Origin of the sequence: Kosakonia sp. H7A, from assembly GCF_003028445.1 — a bacterium.
In the GTDB taxonomy this organism is placed as follows: Bacteria; Pseudomonadota; Gammaproteobacteria; order Enterobacterales; family Enterobacteriaceae; genus Kosakonia; species Kosakonia radicincitans.
The window spans coordinates 424,830-441,925 of record NZ_PYTZ01000002.1; the positions used below are offsets into that span (position 1 = coordinate 424,830).

At 52.0% G+C, this 17,096-nt stretch carries 14 protein-coding genes, 1 tRNA gene and 2 pseudogenes; 5 read left to right on the plus strand and 12 right to left on the minus strand.

Annotated features, from left to right (window positions below; all coding sequences use genetic code 11):
* Positions 1-133: 133 nt before the first annotated feature.
* Genes CWM66_RS09970 through CWM66_RS09995 form a run of 6 tightly spaced genes read right to left on the minus strand, consistent with a single transcriptional unit; the run spans position 134 to position 5,842 of the window.
* Positions 134-1,477: a cytosine permease gene (locus tag CWM66_RS09970; RefSeq protein ID WP_107146601.1), complete on the minus strand. Its 1,344-nt coding sequence runs from the start codon at positions 1,475-1,477 to the stop codon at positions 134-136.
* Positions 1,478-1,535: 58 nt separating this feature from the next.
* Positions 1,536-2,516, minus strand: a complete 981-nt coding sequence (locus tag CWM66_RS09975; protein ID WP_090396586.1) for a biotin-dependent carboxyltransferase family protein — start codon at positions 2,514-2,516, stop codon at positions 1,536-1,538.
* On the minus strand, positions 2,497-3,387 hold the full coding sequence (locus tag CWM66_RS09980; RefSeq protein WP_072440321.1) for an allophanate hydrolase subunit 1: 891 nt from the start codon (positions 3,385-3,387) through the stop codon (positions 2,497-2,499). Before CWM66_RS09980 ends, CWM66_RS09975 begins: the two co-directional genes overlap by 20 nt.
* Positions 3,377-4,777: an acetyl-CoA carboxylase biotin carboxylase subunit gene (locus CWM66_RS09985; protein ID WP_107146602.1), complete on the minus strand. Its 1,401-nt coding sequence runs from the start codon at positions 4,775-4,777 to the stop codon at positions 3,377-3,379. The genes CWM66_RS09980 and CWM66_RS09985 overlap by 11 nt, the downstream gene beginning before the upstream one ends.
* A 16-nt stretch (positions 4,778-4,793) precedes the next feature.
* Positions 4,794-5,045, minus strand: a complete 252-nt coding sequence (locus CWM66_RS09990) for an acetyl-CoA carboxylase (protein WP_064565354.1) — start codon at positions 5,043-5,045, stop codon at positions 4,794-4,796.
* A 29-nt stretch (positions 5,046-5,074) separates the two neighbouring features.
* A complete protein-coding gene (locus CWM66_RS09995) occupies positions 5,075-5,842 on the minus strand; it encodes a 5-oxoprolinase subunit PxpA (RefSeq protein ID WP_199200039.1) in 768 nt (255 codons plus the stop codon).
* Positions 5,843-5,983: 141 nt separating this feature from the next.
* Here CWM66_RS09995 and CWM66_RS10000 point away from each other — a divergent pair, with 141 nt between their 5' ends.
* Entirely contained in the window at positions 5,984-6,901 is a 918-nt protein-coding gene (locus CWM66_RS10000) for a LysR family transcriptional regulator (RefSeq protein ID WP_007371388.1), read from the plus strand.
* A 220-nt stretch (positions 6,902-7,121) separates the two neighbouring features.
* Here the strand turns inward: CWM66_RS10000 and CWM66_RS29240 are convergent.
* Together CWM66_RS29240 and CWM66_RS10005 are read right to left on the minus strand one after the other, a co-directional pair.
* Positions 7,122-7,320, minus strand: a pseudogene (locus tag CWM66_RS29240) (Arm DNA-binding domain-containing protein); the annotation flags it as partial.
* A 151-nt stretch (positions 7,321-7,471) separates the two neighbouring features.
* Positions 7,472-7,547: transfer RNA gene (locus CWM66_RS10005), tRNA-Asn, on the minus strand.
* A 331-nt stretch (positions 7,548-7,878) separates the two neighbouring features.
* Here CWM66_RS10005 and nac point away from each other — a divergent pair.
* Positions 7,879-8,796: a nitrogen assimilation transcriptional regulator NAC gene (gene nac, locus CWM66_RS10010; RefSeq protein ID WP_007371389.1), complete on the plus strand. Its 918-nt coding sequence runs from the start codon at positions 7,879-7,881 to the stop codon at positions 8,794-8,796.
* A gap of 101 nt (positions 8,797-8,897) precedes the next feature.
* Positions 8,898-9,848, plus strand: coding sequence for an HTH-type transcriptional regulator Cbl (gene cbl / locus CWM66_RS10015; RefSeq protein ID WP_007371390.1), 951 nt, complete (start codon positions 8,898-8,900; stop codon positions 9,846-9,848).
* Positions 9,849-9,888: 40 nt separating this feature from the next.
* On the opposite strand, the gene shiA is transcribed toward cbl, so the two are convergent.
* The 4 genes and pseudogenes from shiA to CWM66_RS10035 form a co-directional block, all read right to left on the minus strand.
* Positions 9,889-11,214, minus strand: coding sequence for a shikimate transporter (shiA, locus tag CWM66_RS10020; protein WP_107146603.1), 1,326 nt, complete (start codon positions 11,212-11,214; stop codon positions 9,889-9,891).
* Positions 11,215-11,278: 64 nt separating this feature from the next.
* Positions 11,279-11,530, minus strand: coding sequence for a hypothetical protein (locus CWM66_RS10025; RefSeq protein WP_107146604.1), 252 nt, complete (start codon positions 11,528-11,530; stop codon positions 11,279-11,281).
* 101 nt (positions 11,531-11,631) lie between these two features.
* Positions 11,632-11,779 (minus strand): annotated as a pseudogene (locus CWM66_RS10030) (P-type DNA transfer ATPase VirB11); the annotation flags it as partial.
* 285 nt (positions 11,780-12,064) lie between these two features.
* Entirely contained in the window at positions 12,065-12,691 is a 627-nt protein-coding gene (locus CWM66_RS10035; protein ID WP_007371396.1) for a TetR/AcrR family transcriptional regulator, read from the minus strand.
* A 55-nt stretch (positions 12,692-12,746) separates the two neighbouring features.
* Here CWM66_RS10035 and CWM66_RS10040 point away from each other — a divergent pair, with 55 nt between their 5' ends.
* Entirely contained in the window at positions 12,747-13,904 is a 1,158-nt protein-coding gene (locus tag CWM66_RS10040; protein WP_007371397.1) for an efflux RND transporter periplasmic adaptor subunit, read from the plus strand.
* Between the two features lie 9 nt (positions 13,905-13,913).
* A complete protein-coding gene (locus CWM66_RS10045; protein ID WP_007371398.1) occupies positions 13,914-17,048 on the plus strand; it encodes an efflux RND transporter permease subunit in 3,135 nt (1,044 codons plus the stop codon).
* The last annotated feature ends 48 nt before the right edge of the window (positions 17,049-17,096 follow it).

Below are 17,096 nucleotides of genomic sequence, written 5' to 3' on the forward strand. Positions count from 1 at the left end.
ATATAGACCTGAGGCTGTCGTGATGAAGTGCTGGCCAGACCGGAAGGCTGTTCTGAGATATTACTGATAAATGCAGAAAAGCAAAAAGCCCGCTTTTTAGCGAGCTTTTTGCTTTTCTGCTTTCCGGTGCTTGTCAGCGGCGGACGCTGGCTGAGCGCCGGGGCTTGAGCAGTTTATTTTCACTTATCCGCGCCCACTGGCTGAACAGCGTGTACAAACCGCAGGCTGAGACAAAGGTTACCACCGCCGAGAACGAGGCCAGTGACGCAGGCCCTTGCATCAGCACAATCCCCAGCGCCACGCTGATAAACCACGCGCCCACGCCTACCGGATTAATTGCCTCATGCTCATGGTCGTGCGGTACATTGTGGGCAATCCCGGCCAGCGCCACGCCTACCCATGCCACGACAAATACCCCCTGATAAGCCAGCGCCTGCAATAGCCAGGCGAACACATCCGCCAGCATCAGAATGTACACCACCACACCGACCACACAGGCCCAGACCAGCTTCGGTAATTTGAGGTTAAACAAGCTGTGGAAGAAGACCTGCATATTGACGGTAGCCAGGTAATAGTTGGCAGTGTTGATCCGTGTCTGTGTCACCCAGACAAACCCCAGCCCGGCAATGCCCAGTAGATTTAATATCGCCACTACAACGGCGGTTTCGCTGAGCGCCCCACCGTCGTGCAGACTGCTGGCGAGGTAAATTCCCGCTACGCCATTCAGGAAAAAGGTGACCAGATAAAATGGCATACCAAAGTTAAAGCGCGCGTGATACTGGCTGTCTTCCTCACGGCCAAAGCGGGCGTAGTCGAAGGTGTACATCATCAATACCCATACGCCCATGTAATAGGTGAAGCAGTTCCACCAACCCCACCGTGAAGGGTTGGCCGGGCCATACTCAAGCCAGTTTGCCTGGTAGCCGTAATGCATCACGGAAACAACGATCGTCGCCAGCAACCCCACCAGGTAAAACGGCAGCAGTACACCGTTGAATTTATCCAGCCAGTGCTGAACGCTACCAAAAATAAGCGGCACGCTGTATATCACCACCAGTGCCGCCGCTGCCCAGTAGACCATACCCGGGAACAGGTGGTTGAGGGCGAAGGCGATCACCGAGCCTTCGAACACGGCGTAATAAATCGCCGTGGAGAAGAAGATCAGCGTCGCCAGCGATGCCCCCACCCGCCCGAACAGGCGGCGTGAGAACTGGGCGACAGACAAGCCGCTGCGAATGGCAAAACGACTGATCACGCCATTAATCAAACCATAGGAAATAACGGATAACGCCATACCGATAATGGCGTTAATCGCCCCGTAGGCCAGTGCCAAAGACGCGCCAACCACAATATAAAACACGGCACTGCACACCGCCCACCACGCCATGGTGAGGGAGAATTTCCCCATGCGCGCCGGCTCCGGCAGCGCTGACTGACCAACATTTTCCGCCGAGCGGGATTGTGGAGCTGAAGCCATAGCAACCTCCTGAAACACGCAATCAAATTGATGCCATGGGGCGAAGCCCCGGGCAGGGTTAACGCAACACGTTCGCCAGTTGCGCCAGTCGCTGTTGAGACTGGCGGCGGGCAACCAGCGCCTCTTCCAGCGTCACAGGCATAAAGCGGACGTGTTGATTCGGTTGTAACTGACCAAGAATGGCCAGATCGGGGCTGATAACGGTCCCCAGCGTCATATAGCCGCCGCCCGATACCGCATCGCGCAGCAGGACAATTGGCTCAAGCCCACCCGGTGCCTGAACGGAACCAATGGGGTAGCAGGCATCGACAATATTGGAGGGATCAGAGCCTGCGCCAAACGGTGGCGTCCGTGGGTTAAACGCCAGCGGCTGCCCGCCTTTCAGACGGTAGCCCGTGCGGTCGGCTTCGGTACTGACATACCAGTCGTCGGCAAAGAAGGTATCGACCGCGGCATCCGTCAGTCGGTGGATATAGAGGCCCGGCACCAGGCGCAGAGTGACGGATTTCTCCAGCACCGGCAGTAATGCCTCAGGAACAGTGTTCCCTTCGCGGCGGAAGCGATCTGCATTCACTGGATGCACGTTCAACACATCACTCGCTGCCAGTCGCCGCCCCTGAAAGCCCCCCAGCGCCCCCAGGGTATAGGTCGAGCGGCTTCCCAGGACGCGCGGCACATCAAGGCCGCCAGCAATCGCCAGATAGCCACGGCATCCCTGGCGGGCCGGGGCAAAGCGCAGATGTTGCCCGGCGCGGATATACAGCGCGCTGTGCGTAGCAGCAGGTTGATTGTCAACGATCGGCGTCATCGCCGCGCCGCACACCGCGATCAGCGCATCGGTGGAAAAATGTAACTCCGGGCCGAGCAGCGTCATCTCCAGCACCGCATCATCGGCTGCGTTACCCACCAGCAGGTTCGCCATCTGCATTGAATACGGATCCAATGCGCCGGAGGGGGGAATGCCCAGGTGGTAATAGCCTTCACGCCCTGCATCCTGTACCGTGGTGGCAAGGCCAGGCTTAATCACATTGATGGTCATACAACCCCCTTTTCAACAACTGAGGATAGCCCTGCGGATCGGCGACAAAGTCTGCAAGCACAAATGTCACATCGCGAATGCGCGGGGAAAATAGGCCTTTTTTCACCTGTTCGCTGATGTCGTCATAAGTCTGATGATCGATGGCGCGGAACTGCACAATGTCGCCCGCTTTGAAGAACACCATTTCGCTTTGCAGATACGGCAGACGTTGCGCCGGGTCATAGATCGGCATTGGCGTGATACCAAACAGCTGATAACCGCCAGCGCCACGCACCGAGTAGATACAGCCGAAGCAGCCGCCATGACCGAGGGATAACCCGGGCGTATCGGTACGCGGGCGCAGGTATTTTGGTACCTGGAGCTGTTTGTCATGCCCGACCATCTGGTACATAAACGGCAATCCGGCGACAAAACCCACCATCGACACGAACCACGGCGTACCGCTGTGCGCGGCAATAAAGTCGTCTTTATCCGCATAACCATTGATGTGTGCGGCATAGTCGAGGTCGCTGCCTTCCGGTGCCTGATGGCGATCGCGAAAACGCATTAACGTCTCGTGTGTCCACGGATCGTTGTACAGCACCGGCACCTCAATAATGCGTGTCGCCAGTGTTGTGTCGCCTTCGCTATCGGCTTCCAGCGCCTGCAGCTTGTCGAGCAGCGTTTGCGGTGCCAGCACGTCCGGGTTAAAGCGTACCTGGAAAGAGGCGTTCGCCAGGCAAATATCCAGCACTCCGGGGAGCTGGCATGCCTCCAGTGCCCGCGTCAGCGTCAGGCCGTGAAAAAAAGCATTTAACGACATTGACTGGTCAATTTCGGCAAAAAGATGCTCATCTCCGCCAAACGAGTAGCGAATCGGATTATTGGCCATAGCGACGGCTCTCCTGTAGCGGCGGCGTGGCTGCACTGTCGCGCTCCGCCAGCCACTGCTCAAGGGTGGTGGTGGTAAATTCTCCCGCCTGCAATTGCGGGTGTTGCAGCAGCCATTGATGCAGCGGGGCGGTGGTTTTGATGCCACGCAGTTCAAGCCCGCCGAGTGCCTGGCGGGCGCGGGCCAGCGCGTCGGCGCGATCGGGGCCCCAGGCAATTACCTTCGCCAGCAAGGAGTCATACCACGGGGGAACGCTGTAACCGCTGAAGACATGGCTGTCGACACGGATCCCTTCGCCACCCGGCCACACCACTGCGTCTATCCGGCCAGGGCAAGGGAAGAAGTTCTTGTCGGGGTCTTCGGCGTTAATGCGCATTTCGCAAGCGCAGCCGCTCAGGTGCACATCCGACTGCGCCAACGTTAGCGGTTCACCGTTGGCAATGCGTAACATCCACTGCACCAGATCGATGCCCGTTACCATCTCGGTTACTGGGTGTTCCACCTGGATACGGGTATTCATTTCAATGAACCAGAACTCGCCGCGCGTTTCATCAAACAGGTATTCCAGCGTGCCTGCCCCGCGGTAGCGTAGGTGCCGCGCCAGTTGCACAGCGCTGTCGCAGAGCGCGGCCCGCTGGGCAGGACTCAGGGCAGGCGAGGGCGCTTCCTCAAAGATTTTCTGCCGACGGCGCTGTAACGAGCACTCGCGGTCGAACAGGTGGATCACCCGCTCGCCATCGCCGAGGATCTGCACTTCAACATGACGGGCGCGGGCGATAAAACGCTCGAGATAGACTGCGCTTGAGCCAAAAGCGGCTTTCGATTCGCTCTGGGCAACGGGGAATTCCCGCGCCAGCGCCTCATCATTTTCTACCACGCGAATACCACGACCACCGCCACCGGCTGCGGCTTTAATCAGGCAGGGATAACCGATCTGGCTGGCGCGAACTTGCGCTGCCTGTACCGTTTCCAGCACCCGGGAGCCGGGAACGACTGGCACACCGGCTTCTGCTGCTGTGCGGCGGGCTGCGGCTTTATCGCCCATCACGCGAATGGTTTGCGCGTCGGGGCCGACGAAAATATACCCGGCCTGTTCAACCCGCTCGGCGAACTGGGCATTTTCCGACAGAAAACCGTAACCAGGGTGGATCGCATTTGCACCGGTTCGCGCGGCGGCATCCAGTAAGGCATTAATGTTGAGATAACTGCGCGCGGCTGGTGCCGGGCCGATAATGCACACCTCATCGGCCAGTTTTGCCGCGAGGCTTTCACTGTCCGCCTCGCTGCATGCCGCCACCGTTGGGATCCCCAGTGTTTGCGCAGCACGAATAATACGCACCGCTATTTCCCCACGGTTAGCGACCAATAATTTTTTTATTTTCCCCGTCATAAATCCTCCGCAGTGATTATTCGTTATCGGTTTTTATTATGGCGATCACTTGTCCGGGTTCGACGGCATCACCATTTTGTATGGTGATGGCGCTTATTATGCCGCGAGTCTCGGCGAATATTTCGCTGAACTGCTTCATCACTTCAATTAAACCAATAATGGTATCGGGTTCGACTTTATCGCCATCCTTAACAAAAGGTGCAGCCTCCGGTGAGGGTTGCCGGTAAAAAATACCTGGCAATGGCGAAATAATTTCAACATCAGACATCGTATTTCTCTCCAGATAAGCGGGAATGATTAAACCATACCCGGTGAGCAGACGTTTATACCTGCATTAATGAGCGCCATTTTTACCGAGCTGATAATTTCCAGTGCGCCGGGCGTATCACTGTGGATACAAATAGAATCGAAACGAATCGGGATGGTATTGCCGGTAACGGTTTTGACTTTCCCCTCCAGACAGGCCATTAACACTTTCTCGGTGATCGCCTGCACATTAAGACGCCCGGTAGTGCGGGTGAAGACAATAAGCCCTTGATCGTCATACTCTCTGTCGGCGTAAAACTCGGTGACGACCGGATGCTCCAGCCGCTGCGCTGCCTGCCAGACGGCGGAACCCGCCATACAGTAAAGATAGAGGCTGGCGTCGAGTTGATGCAGGGTGGCAACAAAACATTGCGCTGCCGTTTCATCCCGCGCCAGGTGCATATATAACGCGCCGTGCGGTTTAATATGCTGCAATGGCAAGGAGTATAAACGTGCGAATTCCCGCAATGCACCCAGTTGGTAAATAATGTCGTTAACCAGTTCGTCCATCGGAATAGATAAATGGCGGCGACCAAATCCTTGTAAATCATTAAATCCCGGATGTGCGCCAATGGCCACGCCATTTTTTCTGGCCGACTCGACGGTTTTTCGCATAATATTTGGATCACCAGCGTGAAACCCGGTGGCAATATTGGCGGAGCTTATTAACGTCATAAGCTCATTATCAACATTATCGCCAATTATCCATGAGCCAAAACTTTCTCCTATATCGGAGTTGATATCGACCGTTTTCATCATAATAATTTCTTATTTACGCTTGGGGGTGTTAATTCACTATATGAAGATTTATTTGTATCCGAAAAGTATTATTTTTAGATAGTCTGATATCAGAAAAACAGAACGCTCATCGGCAAACCTTAAATAAAAAGAGAGACAGAGATGCTGACATTACGCCAGGTTCGTTATTTTGTTGCCACCGCTGAAATGGGGCAGATCTCGCTGGCGGCCGTGCATCTTAATATTTCGCAGTCGGCGGTCACCGGGGCGATTCAGGAACTGGAGCAGCTATTGGGCAAAAAGCTGTTTACCCGCTCGGTGCACGGCATGATGCTGACCGACTACGGGAACCATTTTCTTAACCATGCTTACACCGTGTTACAGACCGTGGATAATGCCGTGCGTAGTATGCCGGTTAATGACACGGGTGTGCGAGGCACGCTACGCCTGGCGGCAAGTTACACGGTGATAGGCTATTTTCTGCCGTTCCATCTGCAACGGCTGGCGCAGGATTACCCGCACATTGATATCCAGTTGTTTGAGTATGAGCGGCAGGATATTGAACAAGGATTGGTTGACCAGACGCTGGATATGGCACTGGTGCTGACTGGCAATTTACGCCATCAGTCGATTTATGCCGAAACCCTGTTTAATTCTACGCGCCGCTTGTGGCTGCCATCGCGGCATCCGTTATGTGAAAAATCGCACGTGACGCTGGAGGATGTGGCCGGGGAACCTTTCATTATGCTCACGGTGGATGAAGCTGCAGACAGTGCCATGCGCTACTGGGAAGAAGCCGGAGCCAGCCCGAGCGTTATCCTGCGCACCAGTTCGGTCGAGGCGGTGCGCAGCATGGTGGCTAATGGTTCGGGGATTGCTATCTTATCGGACCTGGTTTATCGCCCGTGGTCGCTGGAAGGGCGGCGCATTGAGACCCGTTCGCTGGTGAACCATGTGCACCCGATGAGCGTCGGCCTGGCATGGCGTCATGACGCCCACTTCACCCCGGCGATGGCGGCGCTGCGCGAGTATTTCCGCAGCGCATTCGTGACGCAGCAAATCAATATGGTGCGACGTTAACACCTCTCTGCGCCCGACGTGAGTAAACCTTTCCCTATTTAATAACCAAAAATTTTGGCATTTGAGAAACGGACAAGACTGGAGCGCCCCGAGCCCGTAGACCAATCTGCCCTGTAGTTTGAGCACTGAAGAAGTCTATGGGCACACCGCGTTTTACTCCTGAATTAAGGAAGAGGCTGTCCGCCAGATAATCGAACGTAGTTATTCCGTGGCCGAAAATGCGTTGCTGTCGGGCATCAGCCAGCGACATAACAGGGTAAGTACCTAAAGCCAGGACGGGATGCTTTACTGTTGATATGGAAAGACGTGAACCGTCTGGATGGACACGCAGATACAGACCAGTCAGAAGCTTTACAAGGTTTACGAGAAGGTTTGAGGGTGCGGATTTTCGTGTCGTTAAGGGGGCATTTGGCGGTCACTTCATAATCGAACTGAAATGACCCAGAACAGACCACCAAATTTTTTCGATGCAGAGGGTAAAATCAAAATGCATCGGGGAGAGTTTTCACGCTGGCTTTTTGAATCTGCATTTAAGATAGCGATTCGCGAAGATGCATGAGAACTGAAAGATGGCTCCTCTGACTGGACTCGAACCAGTGACATACGGATTAACAGTCCGCCGTTCTACCGACTGAACTACAGAGGAATCGTGTGAACGGGGCGCATATTATCGGTCACGCCCGGGCTTGTCAAAGGGTGGATCGCCTGAGCGCGATCGTTTGCTGACAATTTCGGCAACCTGCGCGTGCGCCAGCTCAATAAGCCAGCATTTGCACTATAATGGTGCAAAATACCCCTAATGGGGCAGATCTCAAACTGTTGTTTCAGTGATAATACCCTGCGTTGTAATTAGAAACTCTTATTATCCAGCCTGTTAAGCGTTAATTAATTCCTTAACTAAAACTGGCAAGCATATTGCAACTCCTCCGACATCATAACAACCGGCGTTGGCATTGGTATCCCTTACAGGAGGCAAAATGAACTTAAGACGACTGAAATACTTCGTAAAAATCGTCGATATTGGAAGCCTGACTCAGGCAGCCGAAGTATTGCATATTGCGCAGCCCGCGCTGAGTCAGCAAGTCGCCACTCTGGAAGGTGAGCTGGATCAGCAGTTGTTGATCCGTACTAAACGAGGCGTAACGCCGACGGAAGCAGGCAAGATTCTCTATACCCATGCGCGCATGATTTTGCGTCAGTGCGAACAGGCTCAACTGGCGGTGAACAACGTCGGCCAGTGTTTGCGCGGCCAGGTGTCTATCGGTCTTGCGCCGGGCACGGCAGCGTCTTCAGTCACCATGCCATTATTACAGGCGGTGCGTACCGAGCTGCCTGAAGTGGCGGTCTATCTGCATGAAAATAGCGGCGCGGTGCTGAATGATAAACTACTGAGTGGTCAACTGGATATGGCGGTGCTGTATGAGCGCGCACCGGGTGCGGGAATCAATAGCCTGCCGCTGCTGAAAGAAGACCTCTATCTGGTTGGTACTCGTGATTGCCCGGGGCAGAGCGTGGATTTAACCGCGGTCGCTGAAATGAATCTGTTCCTCCCGCGTGACTATAGCGCTGTACGTCTGCGTGTGGACGAAGCGTTCTCTCTGCGTCGCCTGACGGCAAAAATCATTGGCGAAATCGAATCCATTGCCACGCTGACCGCAGCAATCGCCAGCGGAATGGGTGTTACTGTATTGCCGGAATCAGCCGCGCGTTCGCTGTGCAGCGCAACTAACGGCTGGATGGCGCGTATTACCACACCATCTATGAACCTGCCGCTGTCGCTGAATGTTTCAGCTCGCGGCTCGCTGTCACCACAAGCACAGGCGGTAAAAGATATTTTAATGTCTTTAGTCAGTCGTCCGGCCATGGAAAGCCATGAGTTGCAGTTGGTGAGCTAATGATTATTCCTTAATGGAATAAGATGCTGGTTTTTATTATTTGTTCTGCCAGGCCACAGACTTTAACAATAGCATCATGTCTGATTGGCCTGGAGGAAAGGGTGAATTTCCAGCAATTAAAAATAATCCGCGAGGCGGCGCGGCGGGATTACAACCTGACCGAAGTCGCCAACATGCTTTACACGTCGCAGTCAGGCGTCAGCCGTCATATCCGCGAGCTTGAAGAAGAGCTGGGGATTGAGATTTTCATCCGCCGTGGCAAACGGCTGCTGGGAATGACTGAACCGGGTAAAGCACTGCTGGTGATTGCCGAGCGCATCCTCAATGAGGCGAGCAACGTTCGTCGGCTCGCCGATCTCTTCACCAATGACACTTCCGGCGTGTTAACTATCGCCACCACGCATACGCAGGCGCGTTACAGCTTGCCGTCGGTGATCAAAGCGTTCCGCGCGCTGTTCCCGGAAGTCCGCCTGGAGTTGATTCAGGGAACGCCGCAGGAAATCGAGTCGCTGCTGCATAACGGCGGAGCGGATATCGGTATCGCCAGTGAACGCTTAAGCAACGACAGTTCGCTGGCGGCTTTCCCGTGGTTCCGCTGGCATCACAGCTTACTGGTTCCGCAGGATCACCCGCTGGTGCAGTGCTCACCGCTGACGCTGGAAGATATCAGCCGCTGGCCGTTGATTACCTACCGGCAGGGGATCACCGGGCGTTCACGTATCGATGAAGCGTTTGGCCGCAAGGGGTTAATCCCTGATGTGGTGCTCAGCGCGCAGGACTCGGACGTGATTAAAACCTATGTTGAACTGGGGCTGGGTGTCGGGCTGGTGGCAGAACAATCGAGCGGCGAGAACGAAGAGGGCAAGCTGGTGCGGCTGGATACGCAGCATCTGTTTGACGCCAACACCGTGTGGCTGGGGCTGAAACGCGGTCAGCTACAGCGCAATTACGTGTGGCGGTTTATCGAACTGTGTAATGCCGGGTTATCCGTAGACGATATTAAACGTCAGGTAATGGAGCCGGATGAAGCGGTGATTGATTACCAGATTTAAAAAAAAGACGCAGCGCATAAACGGCTGCGTCTTTTCTTCCTTACTGTTTATGCCGTTGCGGTGTTTTCATTAACATCGCGGTTAGCGCCGAAAGCAGGCAACCTGCCGTCAGATACATCGCCACCGAATGCCACTCGCCGCCGGAGAACGTCACCAGCATGGCTGCTATAAATGGCGTAAAGCCGCCGCCCACCACGCTCGCCACCTGATAGCCCACTCCCGCGCCGCTGTAGCGGTATCCTGCACCGAACATTTCAGTGAACATTGGCTGCTGTACGCAAACCACCATATCGTGGGCGATATTCGCCAGCATCAGTGAAAAGAACACTACGCCGAAAATCGAACGCGCTTCCAGCGCCATAAAGAACGGGAACGCGCTCAGTGCGCCGAGTATCGCGCCGGTAATATAGATGCGGCGACGCCCGTAACGATCCGCCAGCAACGCGAACAGTGGGATTGTCAGACAACTGATTCCGCCGACCAGCAGGCCAATATTTAAAAACAGCTCGCGCGGCAGACCGAGGTTTTGCGTGGAGTAGTTCAGTGCGAAAGCGGTCACGATGTACATGGTCAGCAGCTCGCACAGGCGCAGGGCGATAATCTTCAAAAACGCGCCCGGATGACGAACCAGCGCTTCAAATACCGGCAGCCGTTTTTTCTGTTGTTTTGCGGATTGAGCCTGAGCCTGTTCAAATTCTCTGGACTCCTCCATGCCGTTACGCACCCACAATGCGCCGAGCACCAGCACAATGCTGAACAGGAAAGGCAGACGCCAGCCCCAACTGAGGAATTGTGCATTGCTGGTCATGCTGCTGATCAGCGACACCAGCCCGGTGGAGAGCAGTAAACCAACGCCATATCCCACCTGCACGCCACTGCTGTAAAACGCTTTTTTGCCTGCGGGTGCACTCTCAACGGCGAGCAACGCCGCGCCGCCCCATTCGCCGCCAACAGCAAAGCCCTGGAGTGCGCGCAGGGTAACCAGTAAAGCGGGCGCCCACCAGCCAATGGTGGCGAACGAAGGCAAAATACCAATGCACGCAGTGGCGATGCCCATCATCCAGACGGTCATCATCAGCATGCGTTTACGGCCCAGACGATCGCCAAAATGGCCGAAAATGATGCCACCCAGCGGGCGGAATAAAAAGCCGACGCCGAAGGTCGCGAAGGCGGCAAGCGTACCCATTGCCGGATCGATCTGGGGGAAAAACTCTTTGTTAAACACCAGCGCCGCAGTAATGCCATAAAGTAAAAAGTCATACCAGTCGACGACCGCACCGGCAAAGCTACCCCAGGCAGCACGACGGGCACGGTTGAGAGAAGGGGCTTCCTCATCGGGGCGGGTTGTAATGAGCGTGGAATCCATAATTGTCCTGTCCGTTCCTCAAGTTTCCAAATTTTTCTAGTTTTTTGTATAGGGAAAAGGTTACTCACATCGCATGCAGCAAAGTAAAAGCCGCTAATGAGACTACAGCGCCCATCGCCAGGTGAAAACCTTTTTGGAAAGCAGGATGCAGGAAAGGGGAATTTAACTCAGGGAAGCTGACGGCGCAGAAGATTATCCGGCGATGAAGGAAAAAAAAGGCAGGGCCAACGCCTGACCAGTGGGATGCAGTAGCTTTGCTGACCGTGTTTTCGAACATCGGTTTAGATCGGTAATGATCGCCGGGGAAGACCAGCATTTGATGCCCGGAATTGTAAGTGTTATTCGTAATTATTACTGGAATCCACTTGCCGGTAACGTGTCATCTGGCCAGCGGAGTGAATAATGAATCCTGTTACCATAATCACGCGGAGCGGTGTGTTGTCCCCACAGGACGTTAATTTTGCTGAACAGCTCGCCCGAACGATTAACGGCTATTTCCGTCAGGCCAGGGAGTGTCAGAAAATCGCCGCTTATAGCGGCTGAGAGAAATATATTTAGCGGCCATTCGTTAACGCTTTAATTCTCTGAAATGGTGTTCCCTGACTCATAACTTATTACTCGCATTGCGAGAGCACAAAATATTCATCAGCATAATTCGCAACTGCGTTATGCTGATGGCGAGCAAATTCTTCATTCTCTCACTGATCATCCCGCCATTGTTATTTTTTAATGGCGGGGTTTTTTTATGGTTTGGTTGGGGTATTCTTGAATAGTATTAAGGAGTTACGCTTTGCCCTCTGAAGCGAGGGCAGGGTATTTTATTTAATAGCGCTGGATGGATGAGTAAGGGCTAATATTCTTTAAAAAAAAGATCGATAACGTTATTTATCATTTCAATAAGCATTTCTTTATCTCCTTCCGCATCAATAGATTGTAATGCAGTGCGCTGCGATAATCCCGCAAAGATGGATGCAATGATATCCATCTTTGCGTGCAGTTGCTTAATTTCATTCTCATCATTTTTTTTAGTTCTTTTAAGTAATTGCGCATTGAACCTGTTGCTAATGGCGTTATGCGACACCTGGAGTACTTGTGAAACGTTAGGGTTTCGCACCGCTTCGGCAGCAATTTCAAGCCATAAACTAATAAACTCTGGAGAGGTATGAAGCTCAACCATACGTGCCGTTTGCCTTTTAAGTGTCACGGCTAATTTCTCATCGGCTGGAGATGTCGCAATATCATTGATCAGTTCAAAAATAGTGCTTTCCTGCTGCGCGACCAGGGCTTCCACGATGGCTTCTTTGTTAGCAAAATGATAATAAATGTGCCCGGGGCTCATGCCGGCCTCTTTCGAAATTTTAGCAATACTGCATCCATGAAACCCCAGGTCACGGAAACATTTGGCCGCCGCATCGAGTACTTGCTTTCTCCTGTCTTTGCTTTTCACGCCAATTTCTTCGTCCTGTACGTTGCTCATTTATTAGCCTCTTTAATATCTCTTGCAAGTCATATTTTAGTATGAATATACTAGAATGAATATTCAAACTACAGAGAGATCGCTCATGATGTCTGTGCTTTTTCGTCCTGCATATCCGGCGCTGTCAGTTCTCTTGTCACTTACACTTCTCGGATGTGATCAGCCACAGCGGCCAGTTCAAAATTCGATTCCTGAAGTGGGAGTTGTGACGGTAAACGCAGCAAATGTGACGTTGACGACGGAACTCCCTGGCCGAACCTCGTCTTTCAGGACTGCTGAAGTGCGTCCTCAGGTTGGCGGCATACTTCAAAAAAGATTATTCGATGAAGGTGCCCTCGTGAAAGCCGGACAGGCATTGTATCAGATTGATCCTGCTCCTTATCGGGCGACACTTGCTAAAGCGGAAGCGAGCCTGGAATCATCGAAACTTTTAGCCCACCGGTATGAACGACTGGTAAAAACAGGAGCGGTAAGCCAGCAGGATCGGGATGATGCACGTTCAACCTGGCTACAGGCGCAGGCTGATGTTGACTCTGCTCGCATTGATTTAGGTTATACAACGATCACCGCGCCAATATCGGGACGCATCGGGCGATCTTCCGTTACTCAGGGAGCGTTGCTGACCGCTAATCAGACCACTGATCTTGCAACCATCCAGCAGCTTGATCCTATCTATGTCGATATTCCGCAATCTTCAACGGCTCTTCTTAAATTGCAGGATGAATTTGCCGCAGGCCGCCTGAAACGAAATGGCGACCAACAGGCTGAAGTCAAACTGATCCTCGACAATGGCACTGAATATTCGCATCCGGGCCGAATAAAACTTTCAGAAGTAACAGTAGATGAAAGTACGGACTCTGTAATTATACGCGCCGAGTTTCCTAATCCCGATGGACGGTTGCTGCCAGGTATGTTCGTCCGCGCCAAATTACAGGAAGGGGTGAACGAGAATGCCCTGCTTGTTCCACAAAGAGCAATCACCCGTGATCCGACTGGACAGGCCTCGGCTCTTGTCGTTGGCAAAGATAGCAAAGTGATCCGGAAAGCGGTGGTAACCGATCGCGTTGTAGGCAATCAGTGGCTAATACGGGACGGATTGCAAAGTGGCGATCGGGTCGTTGTGGATGGGACACAAAAAGCCCAGCCCGGCAGTGAAGTCAGGATTGCCCAGGCTACTCCCCCTTCGCCTGAAGTCGCTAATCAGCCTGAGTAAGGAGCCGTAATGTCACGTTTTTTTATTGACCGCCCCGTACTTGCATGGGTTGTAGCCATCATTATTATGCTGGCTGGCGTGCTTTCTATAATCAAGTTACCCATCAACCAGTATCCTAATATTGCTGCTCCTGCGATTGCTGTGACTGGATCTTATCCTGGAGCATCGGCAGATACCGTTCAGGATACTGTGGTGCAGGTTATCGAACAGCAACTGAATGGCCTTGATAATTTGCGCTATCTAAAGTCTGAGAGTAATTCGGATGGCTCATTCACAATTACCGTCACCTTTAATCAAGGGACAGATCCGGATATTGCTCAGGTTCAGGTACAAAATAAGCTATCGCTGGCAACGCCTTTAATACCGGATGAAGTTCAGAATCAGGGGATCCGGGTTGCTAAATATCAGATTAACTTTTTAATTCTTGCCGGACTTGTTTCCACTGATGGTCGTATGAGCAGCTTTGACCTCGGTGATTATCTGGTTTCTCACATACAGGATCCTTTAACTCGTATTACCGGTGTGGGTGATTTCACTATGCTGGGATCCCAGTATGCGATGCGTATCTGGATGGATCCGAATAAGCTGAATGGATATAAACTTACCCCGTTGGATGTCAGCTCTGCTATTCAGGCGCAAAACGTACAGGTATCTGCGGGCCAGTTAGGCGGTTTACCAACCAATGAAAATATTGAACTGAGTGCAACTGTCATTGGCAAGACCAGATTCACAACACCTGAACAATTTGAAAATATACTCCTGAAGGTTCAGCCCGATGGATCCCGCGTGTTACTTAAGGATGTGGCCAAAGTAAAACTGGGATCCGAGAGTTTCTCAATACAATCAAAATATGGCAAAGATCTTCCTAGTACAGCTATTGCGTTACGCCTGGCTACCGGTGCTAATGCGCTGGACACCATTAAAGCTGTCAAAGCAAAGCTGGACGAGCTTAAGCCTGGTTTACCGGAAGGCGTGGAGATTATTTATCCTTACGATACGTCTCCTGTCATAAGTGCCTCAATAGAAGGAGTGGTGCATACCCTTATTGAAGCGATAGTCCTCGTTTTTGTCGTGATGCTGCTTTTTTTGCAAAACTGGAGAGCAACACTTATTCCTACACTCGCTATTCCGGTCGTTTTGCTGGGCACATTCGGCATTATGGCCGCATTTGGCTTTACAATTAATATATTAACCATGTTTGGCCTGGTACTGGCTATCGGGCTTCTCGTCGACGATGCCATTGTTGTTGTGGAGAACGTCGAGCGACTGATGGAAGAAGAAAAGCTTCCGCCGCTTGAAGCGACCCGAAAATCGATGGAGCAGATTTCGGGCGCTCTGGTTGGTATTGGTCTGGTTCTTTCCGCTGTATTTCTTCCGATGGCGTTTTTCGGCGGTTCAACAGGTGTAATTTATCGCCAGTTCTCTATCACTATTGTTTCTGCAATGGCGTTGTCGGTGCTCGTTGCGCTAATTTTTACTCCGGCATTATGCGCAACGATCCTGAAACAAACGCATCATGACGCACAGGCTAAAAAGGGATTTTTCGGCTGGTTTAACCGTAAATTTGAACGCGGCACTTCGCTTTATCGCAATGGCGTCGAACGTACTTTGAGGGCCAGAAAACGAGCGATGCTTTTCTTTCTGGCAATCATCGCTTTACTTATTGCGCTATTCCCACGGATACCAACGTCATTCCTGCCTGATGAAGATCAGGGAAATCTCTTTGTGCAAGTACAACTGCCACCAAACAGTAGTGCGGAGCAGACCCAGAAAGTATTAACCAAAATATCGGCGTATTTTCTGACCCAGGAAAAAGACATGGTTGCCACGACAATGCTGGTCAATGGATTTAACTTTGCAGGGCGTGGTCAGAGTTCCGCTATGGTGTTTGTGGGACTTAAACCATGGAATGAAAGGAAAGGTTCGGTATTTGAACTGGCTGCCAGGTCAATGGGATATTTCAGCACAATAAAAGAGGGAACGGTTATTTCTTTCGCTCCACCGGCGGTGATGGAATTGGGGAATGCCACTGGTTTTAACCTGTTTATTCAGGATACAACTGGCGGCGGCCATGAAAAACTCATGCAGGCACGGAATATGTTTCTTGGGATGGCTGCCCGAAACCCCGCACTGCAAATGGTTCGACCCAACGGTATGAATGATGAGCCACAATATCAAATTCTGATTGATGACGAGAAAGTGCAGGCTCTGAAACTCAGTCTCTCTGATGTAAATAACACGATGTCCGCCGCCTGGGGGTCAACGTATGTTAATGACTTCAATGATCGTGGGCGTGTTAAAAAGGTTTATATCCAGGGGGAAGCCAGTTCACGTATTTCTCCGGAGGATTTCGATAAATGGTACGTACGTAATAGTGACGGAGAGATGGTCTCATTCTCATCGTTCGCCAGTGGGAAATGGACTTATGGTTCCCCGAAACTGGAGCGTTATAACGGTTTACCGGCAGTTGAACTTCTTGGCGAACCTGCTCCGGGTTATAGCTCCGGGGATGCCATGAAGGCGGTAGAGGAGATCGCGGCAAAATTGCCACCAGGTTTAAATGTTGCCTGGACAGGTCTTTCATTTGAAGAGCGTCTTTCAGGTTCGCAAGCGCCGGCGCTTTATGCTCTGTCGCTAATAATCGTCTTCCTCTGTCTGGCAGGGCTTTATGAAAGCTGGAGTATTCCTTTCTCAGTAATGTTAGTCATACCGCTGGGTGTTATTGGCGCTGTCAGTGCGACGCTTTTACGTGGATTGGGGAACGATGTTTTCTTCCAGGTTGGCTTATTAACGACGATTGGTCTCTCTGCAAAGAATGCGATATTAATTGTTGAATTTGCGCGCGATCTTCATGAAAAAAGTGGAATGTCATTTTCGCAGGCAGCCATTGAGGCAGCCAGAGTCCGTTTACGACCCATTATTATGACATCACTGGCATTTATTGTTGGTGTTATTCCTCTCGCTATTGCTTCAGGAGCAAGTTCCGGAAGCAAGCATGCCATTGGTACTGGCGTTGTTGGTGGGATGCTTACCGCGACCGTATTAGCTATTTTTTATATCCCGCTGTTTTATGTTCTTGTCGCTGGTTTTTTTACCAGGAACAAAAACAAAAAAGAAGCATTAACCATAGCTGAAGAAAAATAGCTGTATGTGAGGTATTTGTATCCATCAGGGATACCAATACTAAAATCC